Genomic DNA, 21,497 nt, shown 5'->3' with positions numbered 1-21,497 from the left:
TGCGCTGAGCGGAAGGTCAGCCGAGCCGCGAGAAGATCTCCCGGATTTCGATCAACGCCTTCGCCCGTTCGGCGTCGTCTTCGTACCATCCGTCGGCGGCTCGGTCCTCGACGAGCGCCTCGGGGGTGAACTCCTCGCCGAAGCGGTACTCGCCGAGGCAGTAGGTGAAGCCCGACTCGCTCAGCGGGTCCAGGCCTTCCCGGCGACAGTGGTCGAGGAAGCCTTCGGCCCGCGACCACCGCTTGCCGTCGAACCAGAACACGCCACCGGCGTAGAGGATCGTGGCTCCCGTCTCCGGGTGGACGAGGTTCAAGGACTCGTAGTTCTCCGGCCGATCACGCAGCAGCCCGACGAGGTCTTCGGGGACGCCGTCGTAGAGCGCCTCCTGCTCCTGATAGTCACCCTCGGCGAAGAGGTTCAGGTCCGACTCGTGGTCGAAGGTCAGCAGCAGTGCGCGCCCGTCCGGCGTGAAGTACCAGACGGCCGACTCTCCCCCGCCGTTGTTCCAGGCGTACCGCGTCGCACCGGCCACCTCGACCGGCTCGATCTCGGCGACCGCGTCGATGATCGCGGCGCGCCGCCGCACCTCGTCCAGGGTCGTCGCACCGAGGGCCGCCCAGATCTCTTCACTCACCGGCGCAGACTAGCGACCTTTGAACCGCCGGGTCCCCCAGTCCGTGTAACCCGATGAAGGCTGCCCCTCGGAAAGGTTCCTGCGTTGTCGTTTTTCACGCGTCCCGCCCTGGTGGGCCTGCCGGGCGACCGGACGGCCGCCCGCGAAATCACGTCCAGCGCGGTGACCACCTCCTCCGCCGTCCTCGTGCTGTTCGCCCTGCTCGCGCCGAACGACCTCGACAGGCTCACCCCGGAAGCGTTCGTGCGGCTGCCGGTGGAGGCGCTGCTCGGGGTGGCTGTCGTGCTCGTGCTGCGCGACGGGGCGCGGCGGATCGTCGCGGTGTCCGCCGGCGCCGTCCTCGGGCTCCTGACCGTCGTCAAGGCCATCGACATCGGCTTCGGGCTCGCGCTGAACCGGCGGTTCAACCCGGTGTTCGACTGGGGTGTGCTCGGCAACGGCGTCGACCTGCTCGGCACGTCGATCGGCCGGACGGGGGCGATCGCGTCGTTCCTCGGGCTGACGCTGCTGGCCGTGGTCGTGATCGTGCTGATGGCGCTGGCGACGCGGCGGCTGAGCCGGGTGGTGGCCGGGCGGCGCACCGCGTCGACCCGGGTGATCGCCGTGCTCAGCGTGCTCTGGATCGTGGGCGCGGTGTCCGGCGCGCAACTCGCCCCGGGGCAGCCGCTCGCGTCGCGCAGCGCGGCCGCCTTCGCCTACGACGACCTCCGCCAGGTGCGGGCCGGTATCCGGGACAGGGAGGCCTTCGCCGCGGAAGTCGGCGCCGACGCCTTCCGCGGTGCCCCGCCGTCCGGCCTGCTGAACGCGTTGCGCGGCAAGGACGTCCTGTTCACCTTCATTGAAAGCTACGGGCGGGTGGCCGTCCAGGACTCCGACATCGCGCCCAAGGTCGACGCGGTGCTCGACGCCGGGACAGCGCGGCTCAAGACCGCCGGGTACGGCTCGCGCAGCGCGTTCCTGACGTCGCCGACGACGAGCGCGGGAAGCTGGCTGGCACACTCGACGTTCCAGTCCGGCGTCTGGGTCGACAGTCAGCACCGCTACGACGACTTCGTGAAGACCGACCGGTTCACCCTCGGCGGCGCGTTCAAACGCGCGGGCTGGGAGACCGTCGGCGTCGTTCCGGCGCATACCGAGGACTGGCCGGAGGGCAAGGTCTACGGCTACGACCGCTATTACGACTCACGTGCCGTCGGGTATCACGGCCCGCCGTTCTCCTACGCCACGATGCCGGACCAGTTCACGCTTTCGGCTTTCCAGCGCGCCGAACGCGCGAAACCGGATCATCCGCCGCTGATGGCGGAAATCGACCTCGTCACCAGTCACTGGCCGTGGACGCCGCTCCCCCGCATGGTCGACTGGGCCGCCGTCGGCGACGGGTCGATCTACAACCCCATGCCGTCGCAGGGGAAAACGCCCGACGAGGTCTTCACCGACTCCGCCAAGGTGCGCGGCGCGTACGGCGACTCGATCGCCTATTCGCTGAACTCGCTCATCTCGTACGTGGAGAACTTCGGGGACGACGATCTCGTGCTCGTGTTCCTGGGCGACCATCAGCCGAACCCGATCGTCGCCGGCGCGGGCGCGGATCGCGACGTGCCGATCACCGTCGTCACGCGGGACAAGGCCGTGCTCGACAAGGTCTCCGGATGGAGCTGGCAGGACGGCCTGAATCCGGACCGGAACGCGCCGGTGTGGCGGATGGACACGTTCCGGGACCGGTTCCTGACCACCTTCGCGCACTGACCCCTGCATTCGGGGACTAAACGCGGGTCGCGTCGCGGTACCGGTCGGCCAGCGTGCGCAAGTAGTCGACCAACTGCGGGGGCTCGGTGACCTTGAAGGGGTACCCGAGGAGTCCCAAGTGGACGGCCAGCGTCTCGATGCTGTCGGCGCCGGTGTGCAGCACGCACGTGCCCGCGTCGACGGCCTCCACCGTGCCGACGGCCGGGTTGATCCGCGCGGTCACCTCCTCGGCCGGGGCGTGCACCGTGACGTCGGCCCGGTACCGCCAAGCGGCGGACGAGACCCCGCGCCGCACCCGGTCCGTGACGTCCTCGGGCAGGTCACGCGGGGTGAACCGGGGGCCGACCGGGACGCGCGGGGTCAGCCTGTCGACGCGGTACGTGCGCCAATCGCCGCGATCGAGGTCCCACGCGACCAGGTACCAGCGGCGTCCCCAGTTGACCAGGCGATACGGCTCGACCTTGCGGACGCTCTCCGAACCGTCGTGGGCCCGGTAGCCGAACCGCAGCACCTCGTGATCCCGGCAGCAGGCTGTCAGCACTGTGAGCGTCTTCGCGTCGACGCGCGGGCCGGGATCGTCCCTCGGCACGGGAATCGTGTACGCCTGCAAGGCGTTCACGCGGCGGCGCAGCCGAGACGGGAGCACCTGCTCCAGCTTCGCGAGCGCGCGCAGCGACGTCTCCTCGACGCCCGCGATGGTGCCGCCTGCCGCCGTCCGGAGTCCTATCGCGACGGCGACGGCCTCCTCGTCGTCCAGCAGCAGCGGCGGCAGGTCGGCGCCCGCGCCGAGGCGGTAGCCGCCGACGGACCCGCGGGTCGCGTTCACCGGGTACCCGAGCGCGCGCAGCCGCTCGACGTCGTTGCGGATCGTCCGGGAGCTGACTTCGAGGCGTTCTGCCAGTTCGGTGCCGGTCCAGTCACGGGGAGTCTGCAAAAGGGAGAGCAAGCTCAGCAGTCTTGCGGAAGTTTCCAGCATATTTTGAGACTGCCTCTCCATTAGGAACGGTATGTTCCTAATGGCAGCTTACCTTGGTGTCATGAACGAGAACACAGAGATCAGACCCTTCCGCGTCGACATCCCGCAGTCCGAATTGGACGATCTGGCCGACCGCTTGGCCAAGGTCCGCTGGGCGAACGAACTGCCCGCCGACCAGGTCACCGACGGGGTGCAGCGTGGACCGGTCACGCCGGGCTGGGAGTACGGCGTGCCCCTCGACTACGTGCAGCGCCTGGTCGCCTACTGGCGTGAGGGCTACGACTGGCGGGCATGGGAGGCGAAGCTCAACGAGTACCCGCAGTTCACCACCGAGATCGACGGGCAGAACGTCCACTTCCTGCACGTCCGCTCGCCGGAGCCGGACGCGACGCCGCTGATCCTCACGCACGGCTGGCCGAACTCGGTCTTCGAATACCTGGAGCTGATCGACCAGCTGACCGACCCGAAGGCCCACGGGGGCGACGCGGCGGACGCGTTCCACGTGGTGATCCCGTCGCTGCCCGGCTTCGGCTTCTCGGGCGCCACCCGGGAGAAGGGCTGGAACCGGTACCGCACGGCTCGCGCGTGGGCCGAGCTGATGCGTCGGCTGGGCTACGAGCGCTACGGCACGCATGGGAACGACGCCGGTTCGTTCGTCGCCCCCGAGATGGGGCGCGGCGACGCCGAGCACGTCATCGGCGTGCACGTCACGCAGCTGTTCTCGTTCCCGAGCGGTGATCCGGCGGAGTTCGAGGGCATGACCGAGAAGGAACTGGAGTACATGCAGTTCCTTCAGACCTTCAACGACGACATGTCCGGCTACGCGAAGCTCCAGGAGAGCGCGCCGCAGAACCTCGCGCACGCCCTGGCCGACTCGCCGACCGGGCAGCTGGCGTGGAGCGCGCAACTGCTTGCGGGCACGAGCGACGACCACGTGCTCACCAACGCCACGCTGTACTGGCTGACGAACACGGCGGCGTCGGCGGCGCGGTTCTACTACGAGGACAAGCACACCGAGCACCCGGCCGAGCCGACGACCGCGCCGACCGGGCTGGCGAGTTTCGCCTACGACTTCCGGCCGCTGCGCCGGTTCGCCGAGCGGGACCACACGAACATCGTGTCGTGGCAGGAGTTCGACCGCGGCAGCCACTGGGCGACGCAGGACGCGCCGGACCTGCTGCTGGGTGATCTCCGGGACTTCTTCCGCAAGCTGGCCTAACAGAGTGGTCTAACAGAGTGGCCCAACAGAGTGGCCCAACAGACTCGTGAGTGGTGAGGACGGTTCTAACCGTCGTCACCACTCACGAGCGGACGAAGACCGAGTAACCCCCAGGTACACCCGGGCTCGTCCTGATCGAGACCATCGGGTGGCCTCGCGGAGGTGATCGTGGCAGGTCCCGGTTTCAAGTGGGCAACAGCAGTAATCTGACGCTTCGGGAGGTGAACGCGTATTTCCTGCTTCGGTTTCGGCGTGCTCGGCCCGCTCGAGGTGACCCGTGATGGGAAGCCGCTGGCGATCGCCGGGCCCAAACTGCGGGTCCTGCTCGCGGCGCTGCTGGTGCGGGCCAACTCGACGGTCTCGCTGGACCGGCTCGCGGACCGGCTCTGGGGTGAGGACCAGCCGTCCACCGCCCGCAAGAGCACGCAGGTCTACGCGCTGAGGCTGCGCCGGATGCTGGGCGACGGGCTGATCGAAACCCGCCAGGACGGCTACCGGATCCGCCTGGAGCCCGAGCAGCTGGACCTCCTCCGCTACCGGCGGCTGGCCGAAGCGGGCCGGGAAGCGGGCAAAGCGGGCGATTCCGCCACGGAACTCGCGCTGCTGGCCGAAGCGCTGGAGTGCTGGCGCGGCCCGGCGCTCTGCGACGTCCCGTCGGAATCCCTGCAGCGTGACGAAGCCGCACAGCTCGACGAAGACCGCCTCCGCACGCTGGAGCGCCGGATCGAGGCCGGACTCGAAGCGGGCGGGCATCGCGAACTGGTCGCCGAGCTGATCACGCTCACCAAGGAACATCCGTGGCAGGAGACGTTCTGGGCGCAGCTCATCACCGCACTCGACCGCTCCGGCCGTCGCGCCGACGCGCTGGAGACCTACCGCTCGACGCGCCGGATGTTCGCCGACGAACTGGGGATCGAGCCCGGGCCGCGGTTGCGGCGCCTCCACGCCGCGATCCTCGACGAGGGCGCCGATCCCCCGAGGGAACCGGTCAGCCAGCTGCCGCCGGACGTCCACCGGTTCGTCGGCCGGGCGGATCCGATCGCCGAACTCGCCGGGTTGTCGCTCACCGCGACCGGGCGCAACGTCGTGATCTCCGGACCGCCGGGCGTCGGGAAGACAGCGTTCGCGGTGCACGTCGCGCACCTGCTCCGGCCGCACTTCCCGGACGGCCAGCTGTATGTGAACCTCCAGGGCTACGCCGCCGGCCCACCGCTCGACCCGTCGGCCGCCTTGACCCGGTTCCTCGGCGCGCTCGGCGTGCACCGGGACCGGATCCCGGCCGAACCCGCCGAGCAGGCAGCCCTGTTCCGCAGTGTGCTGGCGGACAAGAAGATGTTGCTGCTGCTGGACAACGCGGTGCACGTCGACCAGGTGCGGCCGCTGCTGCCGGGGCGGCCCGGCTGCGCCGTGCTGATCACCAGCCGCCACGACCTGCGCGGGCTCGCGGTCAATCCGGGCGCCGTGCACCTGCCGCTCGGCGTGCTCGCCGAGGACGAGTCACGCGCGGTGCTCGCCGAACTGCTCGGGCCCGCACGCACGGCCGCCGAACCCGAAGCCGTCGGAGCCCTCGCCGCGGCCTGCGCGCATCTGCCGCTGGCGCTGCGGATCGCCGGGGCGAACCTCGCCGCCGACACCGGCCGCGGCGTCGCGGAGTACACCGCCGAGCTGACCCGTTCGGGACGGCTGGAGGAACTGGCCATCGACGGCGACGCGTCCTCGGCCGTGCGGGTCGCCTTCGACCGGTCCTATCTCCGGCTGTCCGAACCGGACCGGTCGTTGTTCCGGATGCTCGGCCGCACACCGGGTCCGGACTTCGGCGCCCCCGCGGCGGCCGCGGTCGCCGGGGCGCCTCGGGTGGAGACCGGCCGTGCCCTCGACCGGCTGGCCGCGGCGAACCTGCTGCAGCGGACCGCACCCGGCCGCTACCAGTTCCACGACCTCATCCGCGAGTACGCCGCCGAACGCGGGCACGCCGAAGACCCGCAGGCGGCCTCGCTGGCGGCGTTGTCGCGGCTGATCGAGTCCTATGTGGACACCGCGGCCTCGGCGACCCGCGTGCTCTACGCCGGCGCCGCCTCACCGATCTTCGACGAGCACACGGCGCTGCGCTGGCTGGACACCGAACGGGACAACCTGGTCGACACGATCGCCTGCGCCACCACGGATCCCGCGTTCCAGTCCGCCGCGTGGCGGCTGATCGACGTGCTGCGCGGCTACCTCCAGGCGAGCGGGCACGCCCGGGAAGCGGTCGCGACCTGCACGGCGGCCCTGCGCTCGGCGACCGAGAGCGGCAACGTGCGGGCACGGCTGTCCCTGCTCGACGTCCTCGGGCAGATGTCGCACAACCTCAGCGACTACGACCGGGCCATCGAACACTTCCACCAGGCGCTCGCGGCCGCGCGGGAGCTGGAGGACCTCGACGCGGAGACCGACGCGCTGCGCAACCTCGGCCGCGCGTCCAGCCAGCAGGGCAAGGCCAGGCAGGCGCTGCACTTCCACGGCCAGGCGCTCACGGTCAGCCGCCGGGCGGGCAACACCGGGGCGGAAACGCTGGCGTTGAACTGCATCGGCGTCATCCACACCTTCTCCGGCAGGCCGAGGACGGCGGTCGACTGGCACGACAGGTCCCTGAAACTGGCCGAGGAAACCGGGCAACGGGAAGCCGCGTTCCACGCGCTCAACGGCCGCGGGATCGCGTTGTGGGCGCTGGGCAGGTTCGACGAGGCCATCACGGACCACGAACAGGTGCTCGCCTACACCCGCGAAGCCGGACTCGGCTACGGGGAGACCGCGACCCTGAACTGCCTCGCGGAAACCCATTGCGACGCCGGCCGCCTCGACGTCGCGATGGCGCTCGCTGTCGAATGCCACGCCCGCTCCGTGCAGATCGGCGACCGGCGCGGCGAGGCGGCGGCCGTGGAGGTCATCGCGACGGTGCGGAACCGGCGTGGCGAGCACGCGGAGGCGATCGAGGGACTGCACGAGGCACTGCGGGTGTTCACCGACATCGGCCTGGGCTACGGCCAGGGATCCGTCCGGATCGGACTCGCTTTCGCGCACCGGAGTCTCGGCGACGCCGCGAAGGCGTTGGGGTACGCCGAAAAGGCGTTGGCCACGCTTCGCGAGAACGGTCAGCTCCTGCTGGAGGCGGACGCCCTCACCGAGATCGCGCACGCCCGGCTGGACCTCGGTGAGCCGGAAGCCGCGAGGGAACTGGCCGGCCAGGCGGTGCGGCTCGCCGCGAAACGGGGACGGCGGCTGCCCGAAGAGCGGGCCAGGGCACTCAGCCGCCGGGCGTGAGGTTCACTCGGCCAGGCGGTGCAGCAGGAAGATCCCGTTCAGCAACGGCCTGTCGAGCCGCTGTTGATCGGTGGCCACGTACTCGTCGAGGATGTCGAGGATGCGGTTGTCGAGTTCGGTGACCTCCTCCGGCGAGAGGTGCAGCGCGAACCGCTCGACGACCCGCACCGAACCGGGGCCTGCTTCACGAAGTTCGTCCTGGAACGCCTCGATGGGACCGAACCGGGTGTCGGCGTCCTCGCCGTTCAGCGGCCCGTCCAGCCACCAGCTCTTGCCGACACCGCGGTAGGGCTTCTCGAGCGCGCCGCTCGTACCGGTGCGCACCGGCGCCTGCTCCAGCAGACCGGCCTCGGCGAGCTGCCGTACGTGGTAGAGCACGGTGCCGGGATCCTTGCCGAGCCGGTCGGCGATCTCCTTGTTGGTCAGTTCCCGCTCGCCGCAGAGCCGGAGGATGCGCAGCCGCAGGGGATGACCGAGCGCCTTGGCCTCGCGCGCCGTCGCCTCGCGACGCCGGTCCGCGACCCTGGCGGCGACCTGATCGTCCATGACCGCAGCGTAGTCGACCGGTGGGGAAGAGATACATCGATGGAGTTTTCTCAATCGATGTGCGATTCTCGATCGATGACCTCACTGGGGGCCGCCTACTGGCGGCTGTGGAGTTCGTCGGGGCTGTCGAATCTGGCCGACGGGATCGTCAAGATCGCGCTCGGCCTGGTGGCCATCCAGTTCACCCGGTCGCCGGCGCTCATCGCGGGGCTGACGTTCGTGTCGTCCTTGCCGTGGCTGCTGTTCGCCCTGCACGCCGGGGTGCTCACCGACCGCGTCGACCGCCGTCGCGCGATGCTCACCGCCAACGTGTTCCGTGCCGGCCTGCTCGGCGCGCTCGCGGTGGCGATCGCGCTGGGCTTCGGCTCGATCTGGCTGCTCTACGTGGTCGCGTTGGGACTCGGACTCGCCGAAACGATCCACGACACGGCCGCGCAGGCGATGCTCCCCCAGGTCGTCGGCCGCGATCAGCTGACGCGGGCCAACAGCCGCCTCTACGCCGCGGAAGTGACCGCGAACGAGTTCGCCGGCCCGCCGCTGGGCGGATTCCTGGTCGCCGCGGGCGCTTTCGCCGCGTTCGCGGCCCCCTCGGCGCTCTGGATCGTCGCGGTCGTCGCGCTCTTCTTCGTCCCCGGCTCGTTCCGCGCCGAGCGGACACACGGCACGAGCGTGCGCGCGGATCTCGCCGAAGGGCTGCGTTTCCTCTGGGAGAACCGGATTCTCCGGGTCACGGCGATCATGGTCGGCGGGTTCAACTTCGCCACGAGCGCCATGATCACGGTCTTCGTGCTCTACGCGGTGGGCCCGCCGTCCGCGATGGGCCTGACGGAACAGACCTACGGTTTTCTGCTGTCCGCCATCGCCCTCGGCAGTTTCGCCGCGTCGTTCGCGGCCGAGCGGATCGAACTCGTGCTCGGGCGCTCCCGGGCCCTGGTCCTCAGCCTGCTCACCGGCGCCGCGCTCGTCGGGATCCCGGCGGTGACCACGAATCCGTACGCGATCGGCGCGGTGTTCTTCGTCGGCGGGGCCGGGGTCGTGGTGTGGAACGTCATCGTCGTCTCGCTGCGGCAACGGATCATCCCGGACCACCTGCTGGGACGGGTCACCAGCGCCTACCGGCTCCTCGCGTGGGGCACCAAGCCGCTGGGTGCGGCCGCCGCCGGACTGCTCGCGGAGGTCGTCGGGCTGCGGCCGGTGTTCGCGGGAGCGGCGGCGATGATCCTGGCGCTGGCGCTGCTCACCCCTCGTGAGTGGTGAGGACGGTTAGAACCGTCCTCACCACTCACGAGGCCCAACGCTCACAGCCACTCAAGAGCCGGGCAGCACCGACTGAACGGCCTCAGGCGTCCGCCCGACGACGGTCGTGCCGTCGTCGGCGGTGATGATCGGCCGCTGGATCAGCTTCGGATGCGTGACCAGGGCGTCGATCCACCGGTCGCGGTCGACGGGCGTGCGTCCCCAGGTCTTCAGCCCGAGTTCCTTCGCGACCGCCTCGGCGGTGCGGGTGATGTCCCAAGGTTCGAGTCCGAGCCGCTTGAGGACGGCCTTCAGTTCCTTCGCGGTCGGCGGCTCCTCGAGGTACCTCCGCACGGTGTACTCGGCCCCCGCCTCGTCGAGCATCGACACCGCCGACCGGCACTTGGAGCACGCCGGGTTCACCCAGATCTCCATCCGAGACAGCCTCCCTTCGAAAAGCGCTCACTGGATGAGCACTTTGGTTCCGATGATGGTCACAGACGTTACGACGAGAGGAACCCGGTCATGGACGAGCCCACCTTCACCGCCGCCACCCCTGCCGAGTGGCGTGCCTGGCTGGCCGAGAACGCCGGTACCGAGAAAGAGGTCTGGCTGGTCATCCGGCACAAGGGCAGCGGGATCGCGAGCGTCCGCATCCACGAGGCGATGGAGCAGGCCCTGTGCTTCGGCTGGATCGACGGGCTGCACCGCAAGAACGACGCCACCAGTTCCCGGCTGCGGTTCACCCCGCGCCGCCCGCGGAGTTCGTGGAGCCGGATCAACCGCGAGCGGGCCGCACGCCTGATCGCCGAGGGGCTGATGACCGAGCGGGGTCAGGCGGCGATCGACTCGGCGAAGGAGAAGGGCCGCTGGGATCCGGAAGGGTGACTCAGTTCGGTTCGCGCCGTGCCACGAGGAGGGCGATGTCGTCCTGCGCCGGCGTCGCGCCGACGAGCGCGGCCATCACCCGCGCGCACACCACGCCGGGCTGGTCAGGGGTGACCACTCCGGCCAGCCGCTGCAGGCCGATGTCGATCAGCTGCTCCCGGCGCTCCACCAGACCATCGGTGTAGAAGGCGAGCACGCCGCCGAGCGGCAGTTCGACCACCGTTCTTCGCCGCCTCGGCACGGTGACCCCGATGGGCGGGTCGACCGGGACGTCGACGAACACCGACGGCCGACCGGGCGCCGCGAGCACCGGCGGCAGGTGGCCCGCCAGCGAAATCGCCACGCGGTCCCGTGAAGCGGGCACCAGGCCGTACACGACGGTGGCCAGTGACCCCGGTTCGAAATGCTGGACCTTCCGGTCCAGTTTGGACAGGACTTCCGCCGGGTCGTCCGATTCGAGCGCGTAGGCGCGAAGCGCGCTGCGCATCCGCCCCATGATCACGGCGGCGTTGAGGCCGTGCCCGGCGACGTCGCCCATCACGATGCCGAGGCGGTCGCCCGGCAATCGGAACAGGTCGTACCAGTCACCGCCGACCCCGGGTTCGGTACCCGGCACGTAGCGCGCGGAGAACCTCATCCCGGCGATGTCGGGCAGCCGTCCCGGCAGCAGACTCCGCTGCAGCGCCGCCGCGGCCGCGCGGTCGGTGGTGGAGTTGTCGATCTGCAGCGCCAGCGCGAGCCGCGCGGCGACCAGCCGCAGCAGTTCGACGTCGGCTTCGGGGAACTCGCGCGGCGTGACGGACCCGACGTGCAGCACGCCGATCAGCTCGTCCCCGGCCACCATCGGCACGCCGAGCAGGCTGCGGAGCCCGCGTTCCCGCAGGAGCGCGTTGACCACGGTGGTCTCGTCGACGTGGTCGAGGATCACCGGGCGCCGGTCCGCGGCCACCCGGCCCGCGAAGCCCGCGCCGACGGCGATCCGGACGTCCTGGAAGACCTCTTCCTCGATGCCGGAAGCGGCGATGGCCTGCAGCAGTTGCGCGTCCGGGTCGTGCCGCAGCACCGTGGCCGTGTCGACCCCGAGCACGTCGCGCACCCTGGCGAGGATCTTCGCCATCACCACGTCTTGACCGAGGTGCCCCAGCGCGGTGTCGGTGATGGCTTCGAGCACCTGGAGCCGTTCGTCGGCCGTCGATGTCCCGGACATGCGCTGAGCCTAACCAGTCCGATCGTGTGACGTCTCCCAGCCCGCCGCCATTTCATCCAGGTCGGCGGCCAGTTCGGCGCTCGGCGGGATCGCGTCCCGCGGGACCCGGCAGGCGAGCGCCGTGCCGAGCCCGGCCATCCGGATGACGGTGTCGATCAGCGCCTCGGGTTCCTCCGGCCAGTCGAACCCCGGCTGGGCGATCAGCAGGCTCACGCAGCCGTGCATCGCCGACCAGAGCCCCATCGCGAGGACCTCCGGTTCGCCGCGCAGGATGCCCGCGCGCACGCACGCGGCCGTCGCGTCCGCGAGATGCCGGAAACAGGCGACCGCGCCGGGAGACGAACCGGCGGACGGGCGCATCAGGAGTACCCGGTACTGCACCGGATGGTCCAGGGCGAACCTGGCGTACACCCGCGCGCAGCGGCTGAGCGCGCGCATGGGGTCGGCGACCCCGGCGGCGTGATCGCGCATCCGGTGCGCGAGCTCGTCCCACACCCGAAGACAGACGGCCTCCAGCAAAGCGTCGCGGCTCGGGAAGTGCGCGTAAACCGACGGAGTGGAGACGCCGGTCCGCCGCGCGACGGCGCGCAGCGTCAGCGCCTCGTCGTCCCCCGCCTCGCCGAGCAGGGCATCGGCGGCGGACAGGATCTCGCCCCGCAGCTTCTCCCCTTCGCCCGGCCGCGCCTTCGTCCGCTTCGCGCCCATGCCGTGATGCTGCCAGCTTTGACTTGACACCGTCAACTTGACGATGTCAGCTTGAGGCATGGCGCACTTCCGGACCGCGACCGCCCTTCTCCGCCGGGGCGACGGCCAGGTATTCGACACCGAGCTTGATCCACAGTGGACGATCGGCACGAAGCTGCACGGCGGCTACCTGCTCGCCGTGCTCGCCAGGGCCTCCGCAGAGGTCTCCTCGCATCCGCATCTGACCGCGATCAGCGGCTCGTTCTCGGTGGCGCCGGAACCCGGTCCCGCGGTCGTCGAGGTCGAGGTGCTGCGCGAAGGCCGCGGCCTGTCCCAGCTGCGCGCGCGACTGAGCCAGAACGGCGTGCCCTGCACCGAGGCCCTGATCACCCAGGGCGTCCTGGCCGAAGGCGACGCGTGGTGGTCCGGAGTGGACCCGGTCGAGATCCCGCCGGAGCAGGACTGCCTGCCCGTGCCCGCCGACGGCGGTGGCGGCTTCCGCATCGGCCTGATGGACGTCGTCGAGCAGCGGATCGACCCGGCCGCGGCGGGCTTCGCGGTGGGACAGCCGTCCCGAAAAGGTGTCATCTCGTCCTGGCTTCGGCTCGCCGACGGCACCGACTGGGACCCGGCGAGCCTGCTCGTGGCGCTCGACCCGGTCCCCCCGATCTCCTACGACCTCGGCATCGCGGGCTGGGCGCCGACCGTCCAGTTCACCGCGTACCTGCGCGGACTCCCGGCCCCGGGCCCGGTCCGGGTGCGGATGCGGGCCGGCGAGGTCGGCGGCGACCGGATGGACGAGGTCGCGGAGCTTTGGGACGAAAAGAACAGGTTGATCGGGCAAGCCACCCAGATTGCGGCCGTCCGGGTCCCCTGAACCACCCGAAAGCGGGGCCATGACGGAACTCCGGGCGTTAAGATCCGGCGTCGACGTCATTGTTCTGGGGGCAGGACCATGGAAGTGGAACCACGCCGCGCGGACGCGGACGGCTCCGACGGGGACGGGGCCGAGATCACCCGGCTCTGCCGGACCCTGGTGCCGCTGGCGGCCGCGGGCAAGCACGCCGAAGCCGCGTCGACCTATCGGTGGGTGACCAGGGCCTCGTCCGGAGCCCCGGACCGCTACGGCGACCACGCTTCGCGGCTGGAGTTCTGCGCGCTCACCGGCAACGAGCACACCGGTCTCGATCTTCTGTCGCTTTTGGACGGTGTCGGCGACCACTCGGAAGCCGTCGGCAGGCTGGAGTTCTTCGCTTCGGCGGCGCTGCTCACCCGGCGGTTGACAGAAACCGGATACGGCGAGATCCCGTTCGTCCTCGACGGTCCGTACGACGGGCTTTCCCTGAAGCTGCTCCACCGGCGGATGCGGGCGGCGGCGCTGGTCGAGGCGGAGGAGCTCGACGAGCGCGATCCCCACGGGTACTTCACCGCGCACGTCGAACGGAAGATGGCCGCGAACCCGGTCGCGGAATTCGTCCCGCTCCTGCCTTCCGCGCTTCCCCGGGTCCCGATCCTGCCTCCGCCGGGCCTGTCGGCGGAGGAACTCGTCACCCGTGCCGAAATCCACAACCACCGCTGCGAGCCCGACGAGGCGCGGGCCTGCCTCGCCGCGATCGGCACCATCCCGGACGGGATCGCCCCGCGGCTGGCCGAATTGCGCGCGATCTTCTTCCAGGACGGCGACACCGAGGAACGGCTGCGCCGCGCGGCCACCGGGTTCCGGCGGCACGGCGACGAAGTCCGGTTCCTCCTCAACCAATGCTGGCTCGGCCTGTGGCTCGTCTTCGACGACCAGGCCGAGACCGGGGTCGCGCTGACGACGGTGGCCGCGGCGCGGTTGCGGGCCGGGGCCGACGACAGCGCGGCCTGCTGGGGCGAATACTGGCTGGCACACGTGCTTTCCGGACAGGGCCGCACTCCCGAGGCGTACGAGGCCTTGCAAAGGGGAGCCGAACGAGCTCGTGAAGCGGGCGATCCCTTGCTGCACGGCACTCTTCTGTGTCTGGAGGCGTCGCTGCGGAACGGCGACGGCGAAGATCCGTTGACCACACTGGAACGCGCGCAGGCGGCGACGGACGCCTTCATCGTCGGAAACGTCGGCGAGAAAGCAGTCGAGGCTGTCGAACAGGTCCGGATCGCCTATGAGCGCACGGGATCGCTCGACGAATTGGACGTCTTCGTGGAGCACCTGCTGTCGACGCTGCCCGTCGGCGGTCCGGAACGGTTGCGCGGGCATCTCCGTCATCTCCGGGCGCTGTCCCTGATCGGCACCGGCCGGTTCGCCGAAGCCGTCGAAGACGCCTACGCGTCCCTCGGAGTCGCCGTGTCGAAAGGCAAGGACACCGCGGAACACTGGTACGTCCTCGTCACCGCGCTGCACGGCGCCGGCCGCTACGACGAGGTGCTCGACGTCGCGCCCCGCACCATCGACCTGCTCGCCGGACTACCGGACTGGGGGCACCGCTGCCGGTGGATGTACGCCGACAGCTACCGCGCGCTCGGCGAATCTTCGCGCGCCTTCAACGAATACGCCGTCCTCGCCGAAATCCTCGAGGAGTCGGGCGACACCGGGCACTCCTACATCTCGGTGAGCATGGCCGCCGCCGAACAACTGGATCTGCTCGGCTACGGCGCGAACGCCGCCGACTTCTACGCGCGGGCCGCCGACGCGGCCGTGGCGATCGGCGGCGGCTACGTGGCCGCCACCTGCCGCAACGCCGCGACGCTTTCCCGGCTGCGGTCCGGCGACCTCGACGCGGCGCTGACCGCACTCGACGCCGCGGAAACCGCCGTGCACGCCGTGGAAACCGAAACCGCTCCCGCCAGGGAGCATCTCGTCGCGCAGCTCGATCACGTGGCCGCCCACGTGCTCAGCGCCGCGGGCCGGATCCGGGAAGCCGCCCGCCGCGCGCTCCGCGCCGCCGAAACCTTCCACCGGATAGGCGAAGCCGAGTCCGCCCGCGATGTCGACCTGTTGCTCGAACAGATACTCCTCGGTGAACAAAAGTGACGTGTGTCCTGTTCTGTCAGTGACATGCCCACCTTGAGCTGCTTATGATTCCTGCCGGTCCAGACCTCTTCACTGCATCCGGATGCCTCATCCCCCGCGATGAAAAGGCGGTTCGGCATGACCAGAAGATTCCTCAGACTCGTGGCGGGCGCGGTGTTGGCGCTCGGCGTCATTTCCTTGCCTGCCCCCGTCGCGACCGCGGCTCCGGCCTCGGCGGTCTGCGACGGTGACGGCGTCAGCGGAAAACGCGTTCAGGCGCTTTACGTCCGCGGAAACACGCAGGCGGATCGGTACGGGCAGCTCGTCGGCCAGTTCCAGACCTTCACCAGCCAGATCGACGACATCTTCGTCGAAGCCGCGTCCCGGCTCGGCGGGGGCATCCGGCACGTCCGGTACGTGCACGACGCGAGCCGGGTGGCAGGTCCATGAAGGCTCCTGCCCCTCGGCTCAGCCGAGGAAACTCGACCTTCACACCTTCCCCAGTACGTGATGGCCCCCTTCATTGCGCCTAGCGCAATGAAGGGGGCCATCACGTACTTCAGGGGGGTGGCGGCAGGGGGGGCAGGGGGCGCGACCACGACACGTTTGCCCTACCCCTCAATAACCCGAATCGCCACTCACGACCACCGGTACCGACGCCTCACCGCCACCCTGGCACCGCCCGCGGGCCATCCTCGCAAGCAGCCCTCTGAACGCGGCCTTGCCACCCCTCGCGGGCCGGAGAAGGATCCGTGCCATGTCCGGAGGAACCAGCGGTATCCGAAGCCTGCCCATCGGCTTGATCGCGCTGTGGGTCGTGCGCGTCGCGCTTGCCGCCGAGTTCCTCTACAGCGGCTACCTGCTGTTCGCGGGCGGCCACACCGAACAGACCTTCGCCGAGATCGGCCTCGGACAGTGGCTGCGGTACGTCACCGGCGTCCTCGAGGTCGGCGGCGCGATCGGGCTGCTCGTCCCCCGTTTCGGCGGGCCGTCGGCGCTGCTGCTGGCGGGCGTCATGGTGGGCGCGAGCGTCACCGAACTGTTCATCCTGACCAACGGCGGCCCGGTCCTCCCGCTGATCCTGCTGATCTTCACCGCGACGCTGGCGTGGTTCCTCCAAGATCAGACCCGCGCGCTCTTCGGCATCGAGCCTCCCGAAGACGACGAGGACTACCGCTAGCCGAACGCGAGGCCCCGTTGCACCGATCGGCGCAACGATGACCGTCCGAATGCACCGATCACCGGAACAGTCAACTAGAAACCGCATGTCAGCGCGCCTGGCAAGCGTCTGACGTGGACCGCGAAATATCCACATGAGCGTGATCATCCGCTCACTCAAGGTGAAAGATTGCGGCTCGTTTACAACGAACCGGCCACCCGCTTGACAGTCGGAGTGGTACGTACCACGCTGCCGACATTGGTCTACACCATTTTGTGGGAGCCCGGCACAGTGGCCGGGCATCGAAAGGACGGCACGAGTGAAGCGCTGGCTCAAGATGGCTGCGGGCGCCGCCGCCATCACCCTCGCGACGGCGGGCTGCGCCGGTTCCGGCAGTGGCGACAGCACGAATTCGAGCGCTCCGGCCTCGAACGGCTCGCTCACGGTCTGGCTCATGACCGGGACCGCCCCGGAATCTCTGACGAACTCGCTCCACAAGGAATTCGAAGACGCGCACCCCGGCGTCAAGGTCAAGTACGAGATCCAGCAGTGGAACGGCATCCAGCAGAAGCTGACCACCGCGCTGGCCAGTGACAACCCGCCGGACGTGATCGAGCTGGGCAACACCCAGACCCCCGCGTTCGCGAACCAGGGCGTGCTCGCCGACCTCACCTCGAGCGTGGGCGACTTCAACGGCGCGCAGTGGCTGCAGGGCCTCAAGGCTTCGGGCGAGTTCGACGGCAAGACCTACGGTGTCCCGTTCTACGCGGCCAACCGTGAGGTCATCTACCGCAAGGACATGTTCGAGCAGGCGGGCATCACCGCGACGCCGAAGACGCGCGCGGAGTGGCTCGACGCGATCACCAAGCTCAAGGCCAAGTTCGGCAGCGACCCCGAGTTCCAGGCCCTCTACCAGCCGGGCCAGAACTGGTACGAGCTGCTGTCGTTCATCTGGGACGAGGGCGGCGACATCGCGCAGGCCAACGGGAAGTCCTTCAAGGCGACCCTGGACTCCGCGCAGGCCAAGGCCGGGCTCGAGTTCTACAAGCAGCTCACCGACGCTTCGGGCACCAAGGCCCCGAAGGACGCCGACGAGGCCACCCCGCAGCAGGCCGGCATCTACGGCGCGGGCAAGGTCGCGATGATGATCGGTGTCCCGGGTGAGGCCGACACCGCGGCGAAGACCGACCCGACGATCAAGGAGAAGTCGGGCGCCTTCGCGATCCCGGGCAAGGCCGCCGACAAGTCGGCCCCGGTCTTCCTCGGTGGTTCGAACCTGGTCATCCCGGCCAACAGCAAGAACGCGGCCGCGGCCAAGGACTACGTCAAGCTGTTCTCCACCCCGAAGTACCAGACCGAGCTGGCCAAGGCCGGTTACGTCCCCGGTACCTCGACCGACGTGTCCGCGCTCGACGCGAACCCGCTCACCAAGGTCATGGCCGAGGCTTCCAAGAACGGCCGTGCCGTCCCGACCAGCCCCAAGTGGGGTGACGTCGAGTCCGGTCAGAACCCGATCAAGGACATGCTGACCGCCTACCTGACCGGAACGAAGACGCTCGACCAGGCGACCGCCGACGCCAACGCAGCGCTCGACAAGCTCATCGGCGGATGACCACGACCAAAGATGTGACGACGCCGGCGGGGGCCACCCCGCCGGCTTCGCCGCGCATCAAGCCCCCGAAGTCCAATCGGCGTCTCCGTCTCGGCGAACGGACGGCGCCGTACCTGCTGATCCTTCCGGCGCTGGTCGCGATCCTGGTCCTGCTGGGCTGGCCGACGATGCAGCTGATCGGGATCAGTTTCCGCAAGCTCGACCTCCGTGAGCTGGTCTCCGGAGACATGGTCTGGGTCGGGTTCGAGAACTTCTCCGCGATCCTTTCCGACCCCGAATTCTGGGAGATCACGGTCCGCACCCTGGTGTTCACCGCCTCGGTCGTGATCATCACCCTGCTGCTCGCGCTGTTCATGGCGCTGCTGATGCGACACCTCAACCCGGTGGTCCGGGTGATCCTGCAGGTCGCGCTGATCCTCGCGTGGGCGACGCCGGTGGTCGCGACGACCACGGTCTTCCAGTGGATCTTCGACCAGCAGTACGGGATCCTGAACAAGACGCTCGCGAAACTCGGTTTCGAGGGCTTCATCGGGCATTCCTGGTTCTCCACCGGCCCGAGCACCCTGACCGTCATCGGCCTGCTGGTCGTGTGGCAGGCGGTGCCGTTCGTGGCGTTCACGCTCTACGCCGGGCTCCTCGGCGTCCCGAAGGAGCAGTACGAGGCCGCGGGCATCGACGGCGCCAACGGCTGGCAGGCGTTCTGGGCGGTCAGCTGGCCGGCGATCCGGCCGATCCTGACCATGGTCACGTTCCTGTCGGTCCTGTGGGACTTCAAGTTGTTCGCCCAGGTCTGGGCGATCCGCCAAGGCGGGCCGGACGGCGCCAGCACGACGCTGCCGGTCTACATGTACCTCAAGGGCCTCGCGGGCAACCACTTCGGCCTCGCGGCGACCGCCGCCCTGCTGATGATGCTCGTGCTGATCCTGCTCACCGCCCGGTACGTCCAGCTGCTGGTGCGCACGAAGGAGGCCGACCTGTCATGAAGAAGTCCCTGACACAGCGGATCGGCCTCGGCGCGTTCGGCGTGGTCGTGGCCCTCCTGTTCGTCTTCCCGACGTACTGGATGATCACGTCCTCGCTGAAGACGCCGGGCCAGGTCCTGTCCCCGGACTACGACCTGATCCCGTCCGCGGCGACGCTCGACAACTTCGTCTCGGCGCTGACCAAGCCCGGGTTCACCACGTACCTCGCCAACAGCCTGATCGTCACGCTCGGCGCGGTGCTGTGCTCGCTCGTCGCGGGTGTGCTGGCGGCGGTTCCCTTGTCCCGCATGCGTTTCCGCGGTCGCAAGGGCTTCCTGTTGCTGGTGCTGATCGCCCAGCTCGCCCCGTTCGAGGCGCTGCTGATCCCGATGTACCTGCTGATGCGCGACGCCGGGCTGCTCAACCAGCTGCCTTCGCTGCTGCTGGTGTACTTCGCCGCGACGCTGCCCTTCACGTGCTGGATGCTCTACGGCTTCGTCAACGGCATCCCGTACGACCTCGAAGAGGCCGCGATGATCGACGGCTGCAGCCGGGCGGGTGCCTTCCGCCGGGTCACGCTGCCGCTGCTCGCGCCGGGACTGGTGACCACGTCGGTGTTCAGCTTCATCACCGCGTGGAACGAGTTCCTGTTCGCGTTCGTGTTCATGCGCGACCAGAACAAGCAGACACTGCCGGTGTGGCTGTCCTCGTTCCGCACGGCGTTCTCCGTGGACTGGGGCGGGATCATGGCGGCGTCGGTCATCTACGCCGTGCCCGCACTGGTGTTCTTCATTCTCGTTCAGCGCAAGCTCGTGTCCAATCTGACCGCAGGCGCAGTGAAGGGGTAATCCTTGTCTTCACCGGAAAAGCTCGCCGCATCCGTTCTCGTATCGGGCTTCGACGGCACCACCGCTCCGGATTGGCTGCGCCGCAAGGTGGCCGACGGTCTCGGCGGCGTGATCCTGTTCGGCCGCAACGTGGTCGACGACGAGCAGGTGGCCGCGCTCAGCGCGCAGCTGCGGGCGGAACGGCCCGGCGTGCTCATCGGCATCGACGAAGAGGGCGGTGACGTCACCCGGCTCGACGTCGCCACCGGCTCGTTCATCCCGGGGCCACTCGCACTCGGCGCCGCGGACGACGTCGAGCTGACGGCGTCGGTCGCCGCGTCGCTCGGTGAACGGCTGGCCGCCTGCGGGGTGACGATCAACTTCGCCCCGTGCGCGGACCTGACCCTGGCGGCGGAGGATCCCTCCATCGGGGTCCGGGCGTTCGGTTCGGACCCGGTGAAGGCGTCGCCGCACGTCGCGGCGTACATCACCGGGATGCAGAAGTACGGCGTGGCCGCGTCGGCCAAGCACTTCCCCGGGCACGGGGCGGCGACCGACGATTCGCACCACGCGCTGCCGGTGCTGCCGAGAACCGAAGCGGAACTGCACGAGATCGAACTCGTCCCGTTCAAGGCGGCGATCGCGGCGGGGGTGCGCGCGGTGATGACCGGGCACCTCGTCGTGCGCGCCTGGGGTGACCTGCCGGCCACGCTCAACCCGAAGGCGCTCACCGACGTCCTGCGCGGTGAACTCGGCTTCACCGGCGCGGTGATCACCGACGCGCTCGACATGGGTGCCATCGCGGGCGAACTCGGCAAGACCGAGGGCGTCGGCCGGGCGTCGGTGAAGGCGTTGATCGCCGGTGCCGACGCGCTCTGCCTCGGCGGTGTGTCGTTCGAAGAGGACGAGCTGAACCAGATCGCCGCGGTCATCGCGGCCGCGGTCAAGTCCGGTGAGCTGCCGCTGGAGCGGCTGGCCGAGGCGTCGGAGCGGGTCGCCGCGCTGGGCACTCCCCCGGCGTCGACGCCGATCTCGCCGGTCGACCACCGGCTCGGCCTGGAGGCGGCGCGCAAGGCGCTGCGGATCCAGGGCACACCGAAGCTGGACGGGCCGCCGCTGGTGATCGACATCGAGACCGAGCCGATCATCGCGGCCGGTCCGATGCCGTGGGGGCTCGGCTCGCATCTGACCGAACTCGTGCCCGGCACCCGCGCGGTCAAGGTCGGCGCGGACGGGATCGCGACCGCGATCGAAGCCGCCCAGGGCGCGCGCGACCTCGTCGTCGTGACGCGTGAGGCGCACCGGCACCCCGAGGTCCGCGAGTTCCTGAGCTGGCTCCGGGAGTCGGGCGTGGACTACATCCGCGTCGAGACCGGCGCACCGGGCCCGGACACCGAGGGCCCGCGGATCGACACGTTCAGCGGGTCCTACGTCAGCCTCCGCGCCGCCGCGGAATACCTGGCCTGAAAGTACGTGAAGGCCCCCTTCATCGCGCTAGACGCAATGAAGGGG

Annotated in this window: 19 protein-coding genes; 13 read left to right on the top strand and 6 right to left on the bottom strand. The window is 69.7% G+C overall.

The features are described from left to right. Positions 1-16: 16 nt before the first annotated feature. A complete protein-coding gene (locus tag ACZ6YV_RS24045) occupies positions 17-634 on the bottom strand; it encodes a hypothetical protein (protein WP_465511753.1) in 618 nt (205 codons plus the stop codon). Between the two features lie 84 nt (positions 635-718). Between ACZ6YV_RS24045 and ACZ6YV_RS24040 the strand changes: the two genes are divergently transcribed. Then, complete coding sequence (locus tag ACZ6YV_RS24040; protein WP_465511752.1) at positions 719-2,380, top strand: sulfatase-like hydrolase/transferase; 1,662 nt, start codon at positions 719-721, stop codon at positions 2,378-2,380. 16 nt (positions 2,381-2,396) lie between these two features. Here the strand turns inward: ACZ6YV_RS24040 and ACZ6YV_RS24035 are convergent, their stop codons facing one another. Next, positions 2,397-3,356: a helix-turn-helix transcriptional regulator gene (locus ACZ6YV_RS24035; protein WP_465511751.1), complete on the bottom strand. Its 960-nt coding sequence runs from the start codon at positions 3,354-3,356 to the stop codon at positions 2,397-2,399. 61 nt (positions 3,357-3,417) lie between these two features. Here ACZ6YV_RS24035 and ACZ6YV_RS24030 point away from each other — a divergent pair, with 61 nt between their 5' ends. Together ACZ6YV_RS24030 and ACZ6YV_RS24025 are read left to right on the top strand one after the other, a co-directional pair. Next, positions 3,418-4,575 (top strand): epoxide hydrolase family protein, encoded by a 1,158-nt coding sequence (locus ACZ6YV_RS24030; RefSeq protein WP_465511750.1) that lies wholly within the window; start codon positions 3,418-3,420, stop codon positions 4,573-4,575. Between the two features lie 252 nt (positions 4,576-4,827). After that, positions 4,828-7,875: an AfsR/SARP family transcriptional regulator gene (locus tag ACZ6YV_RS24025; RefSeq protein WP_465511749.1), complete on the top strand. Its 3,048-nt coding sequence runs from the start codon at positions 4,828-4,830 to the stop codon at positions 7,873-7,875. Between the two features lie 3 nt (positions 7,876-7,878). Here the strand turns inward: ACZ6YV_RS24025 and ACZ6YV_RS24020 are convergent, their stop codons facing one another. Next, the gene (locus ACZ6YV_RS24020) at positions 7,879-8,421 is read right to left on the bottom strand and encodes an ArsR/SmtB family transcription factor (RefSeq protein WP_465511748.1); all 543 of its coding nucleotides are present in this window, start codon (positions 8,419-8,421) and stop codon (positions 7,879-7,881) included. 75 nt (positions 8,422-8,496) lie between these two features. On the opposite strand from ACZ6YV_RS24020, the gene ACZ6YV_RS24015 reads away from it, so the two are divergent. Beyond that, a complete protein-coding gene (locus tag ACZ6YV_RS24015) occupies positions 8,497-9,678 on the top strand; it encodes an MFS transporter (RefSeq protein ID WP_465511747.1) in 1,182 nt (393 codons plus the stop codon). A 51-nt stretch (positions 9,679-9,729) separates the two neighbouring features. On the opposite strand, the gene ACZ6YV_RS24010 is transcribed toward ACZ6YV_RS24015, so the two are convergent. Next, complete coding sequence (locus ACZ6YV_RS24010; RefSeq protein WP_465511746.1) at positions 9,730-10,092, bottom strand: arsenate reductase family protein; 363 nt, start codon at positions 10,090-10,092, stop codon at positions 9,730-9,732. A 90-nt stretch (positions 10,093-10,182) separates the two neighbouring features. Here ACZ6YV_RS24010 and ACZ6YV_RS24005 point away from each other — a divergent pair, with 90 nt between their 5' ends. Beyond that, the gene (locus tag ACZ6YV_RS24005) at positions 10,183-10,545 is read left to right on the top strand and encodes a YdeI/OmpD-associated family protein (RefSeq protein ID WP_465511745.1); all 363 of its coding nucleotides are present in this window, start codon (positions 10,183-10,185) and stop codon (positions 10,543-10,545) included. A gap of 1 nt (position 10,546) precedes the next feature. Here ACZ6YV_RS24005 and ACZ6YV_RS24000 read toward each other — a convergent pair whose 3' ends face one another. Together ACZ6YV_RS24000 and ACZ6YV_RS23995 are read right to left on the bottom strand one after the other, a co-directional pair. Then, positions 10,547-11,752 (bottom strand): PP2C family protein-serine/threonine phosphatase, encoded by a 1,206-nt coding sequence (locus ACZ6YV_RS24000; protein ID WP_465511744.1) that lies wholly within the window; start codon positions 11,750-11,752, stop codon positions 10,547-10,549. Positions 11,753-11,761: 9 nt separating this feature from the next. Continuing rightward, a complete protein-coding gene (locus tag ACZ6YV_RS23995) occupies positions 11,762-12,457 on the bottom strand; it encodes a TetR/AcrR family transcriptional regulator (protein ID WP_465511743.1) in 696 nt (231 codons plus the stop codon). A 58-nt stretch (positions 12,458-12,515) separates the two neighbouring features. On the opposite strand from ACZ6YV_RS23995, the gene ACZ6YV_RS23990 reads away from it, so the two are divergent. The 8 genes from ACZ6YV_RS23990 (at position 12,516) to ACZ6YV_RS23955 (ending at position 21,452) form a co-directional block, all read left to right on the top strand. Next, positions 12,516-13,313, top strand: coding sequence for a thioesterase family protein (locus tag ACZ6YV_RS23990; RefSeq protein ID WP_465511742.1), 798 nt, complete (start codon positions 12,516-12,518; stop codon positions 13,311-13,313). A gap of 78 nt (positions 13,314-13,391) precedes the next feature. Further along, positions 13,392-15,446: a hypothetical protein gene (locus ACZ6YV_RS23985; protein ID WP_465511741.1), complete on the top strand. Its 2,055-nt coding sequence runs from the start codon at positions 13,392-13,394 to the stop codon at positions 15,444-15,446. A 117-nt stretch (positions 15,447-15,563) separates the two neighbouring features. After that, complete coding sequence (locus ACZ6YV_RS23980; RefSeq protein ID WP_465511740.1) at positions 15,564-15,875, top strand: hypothetical protein; 312 nt, start codon at positions 15,564-15,566, stop codon at positions 15,873-15,875. Positions 15,876-16,182: 307 nt separating this feature from the next. After that, on the top strand, positions 16,183-16,605 hold the full coding sequence (locus tag ACZ6YV_RS23975; protein ID WP_465511739.1) for a DoxX family protein: 423 nt from the start codon (positions 16,183-16,185) through the stop codon (positions 16,603-16,605). A 298-nt stretch (positions 16,606-16,903) separates the two neighbouring features. Beyond that, positions 16,904-18,196, top strand: a complete 1,293-nt coding sequence (locus ACZ6YV_RS23970; RefSeq protein WP_465511738.1) for an extracellular solute-binding protein — start codon at positions 16,904-16,906, stop codon at positions 18,194-18,196. After that, the gene (locus ACZ6YV_RS23965; protein WP_465511737.1) at positions 18,193-19,179 is read left to right on the top strand and encodes a carbohydrate ABC transporter permease; all 987 of its coding nucleotides are present in this window, start codon (positions 18,193-18,195) and stop codon (positions 19,177-19,179) included. Before ACZ6YV_RS23970 ends, ACZ6YV_RS23965 begins: the two co-directional genes overlap by 4 nt. Next, positions 19,176-20,006 carry a carbohydrate ABC transporter permease gene (locus tag ACZ6YV_RS23960; protein WP_378237444.1) on the top strand — a complete coding sequence of 277 codons (831 nt, stop codon included), beginning with the start codon at positions 19,176-19,178 and terminating at the stop codon, positions 20,004-20,006. The genes ACZ6YV_RS23965 and ACZ6YV_RS23960 overlap by 4 nt, the downstream gene beginning before the upstream one ends. A 3-nt stretch (positions 20,007-20,009) precedes the next feature. Beyond that, positions 20,010-21,452 (top strand): glycoside hydrolase family 3 protein, encoded by a 1,443-nt coding sequence (locus ACZ6YV_RS23955; protein ID WP_465511736.1) that lies wholly within the window; start codon positions 20,010-20,012, stop codon positions 21,450-21,452. Positions 21,453-21,497 lie beyond the last annotated feature (45 nt).

The organism is Amycolatopsis sp. NPDC102522, from assembly GCF_055584485.1.
Note: the sequence above shows the minus strand (reverse complement) of the source record. Positions and strands in the feature narration are given on the sequence as shown.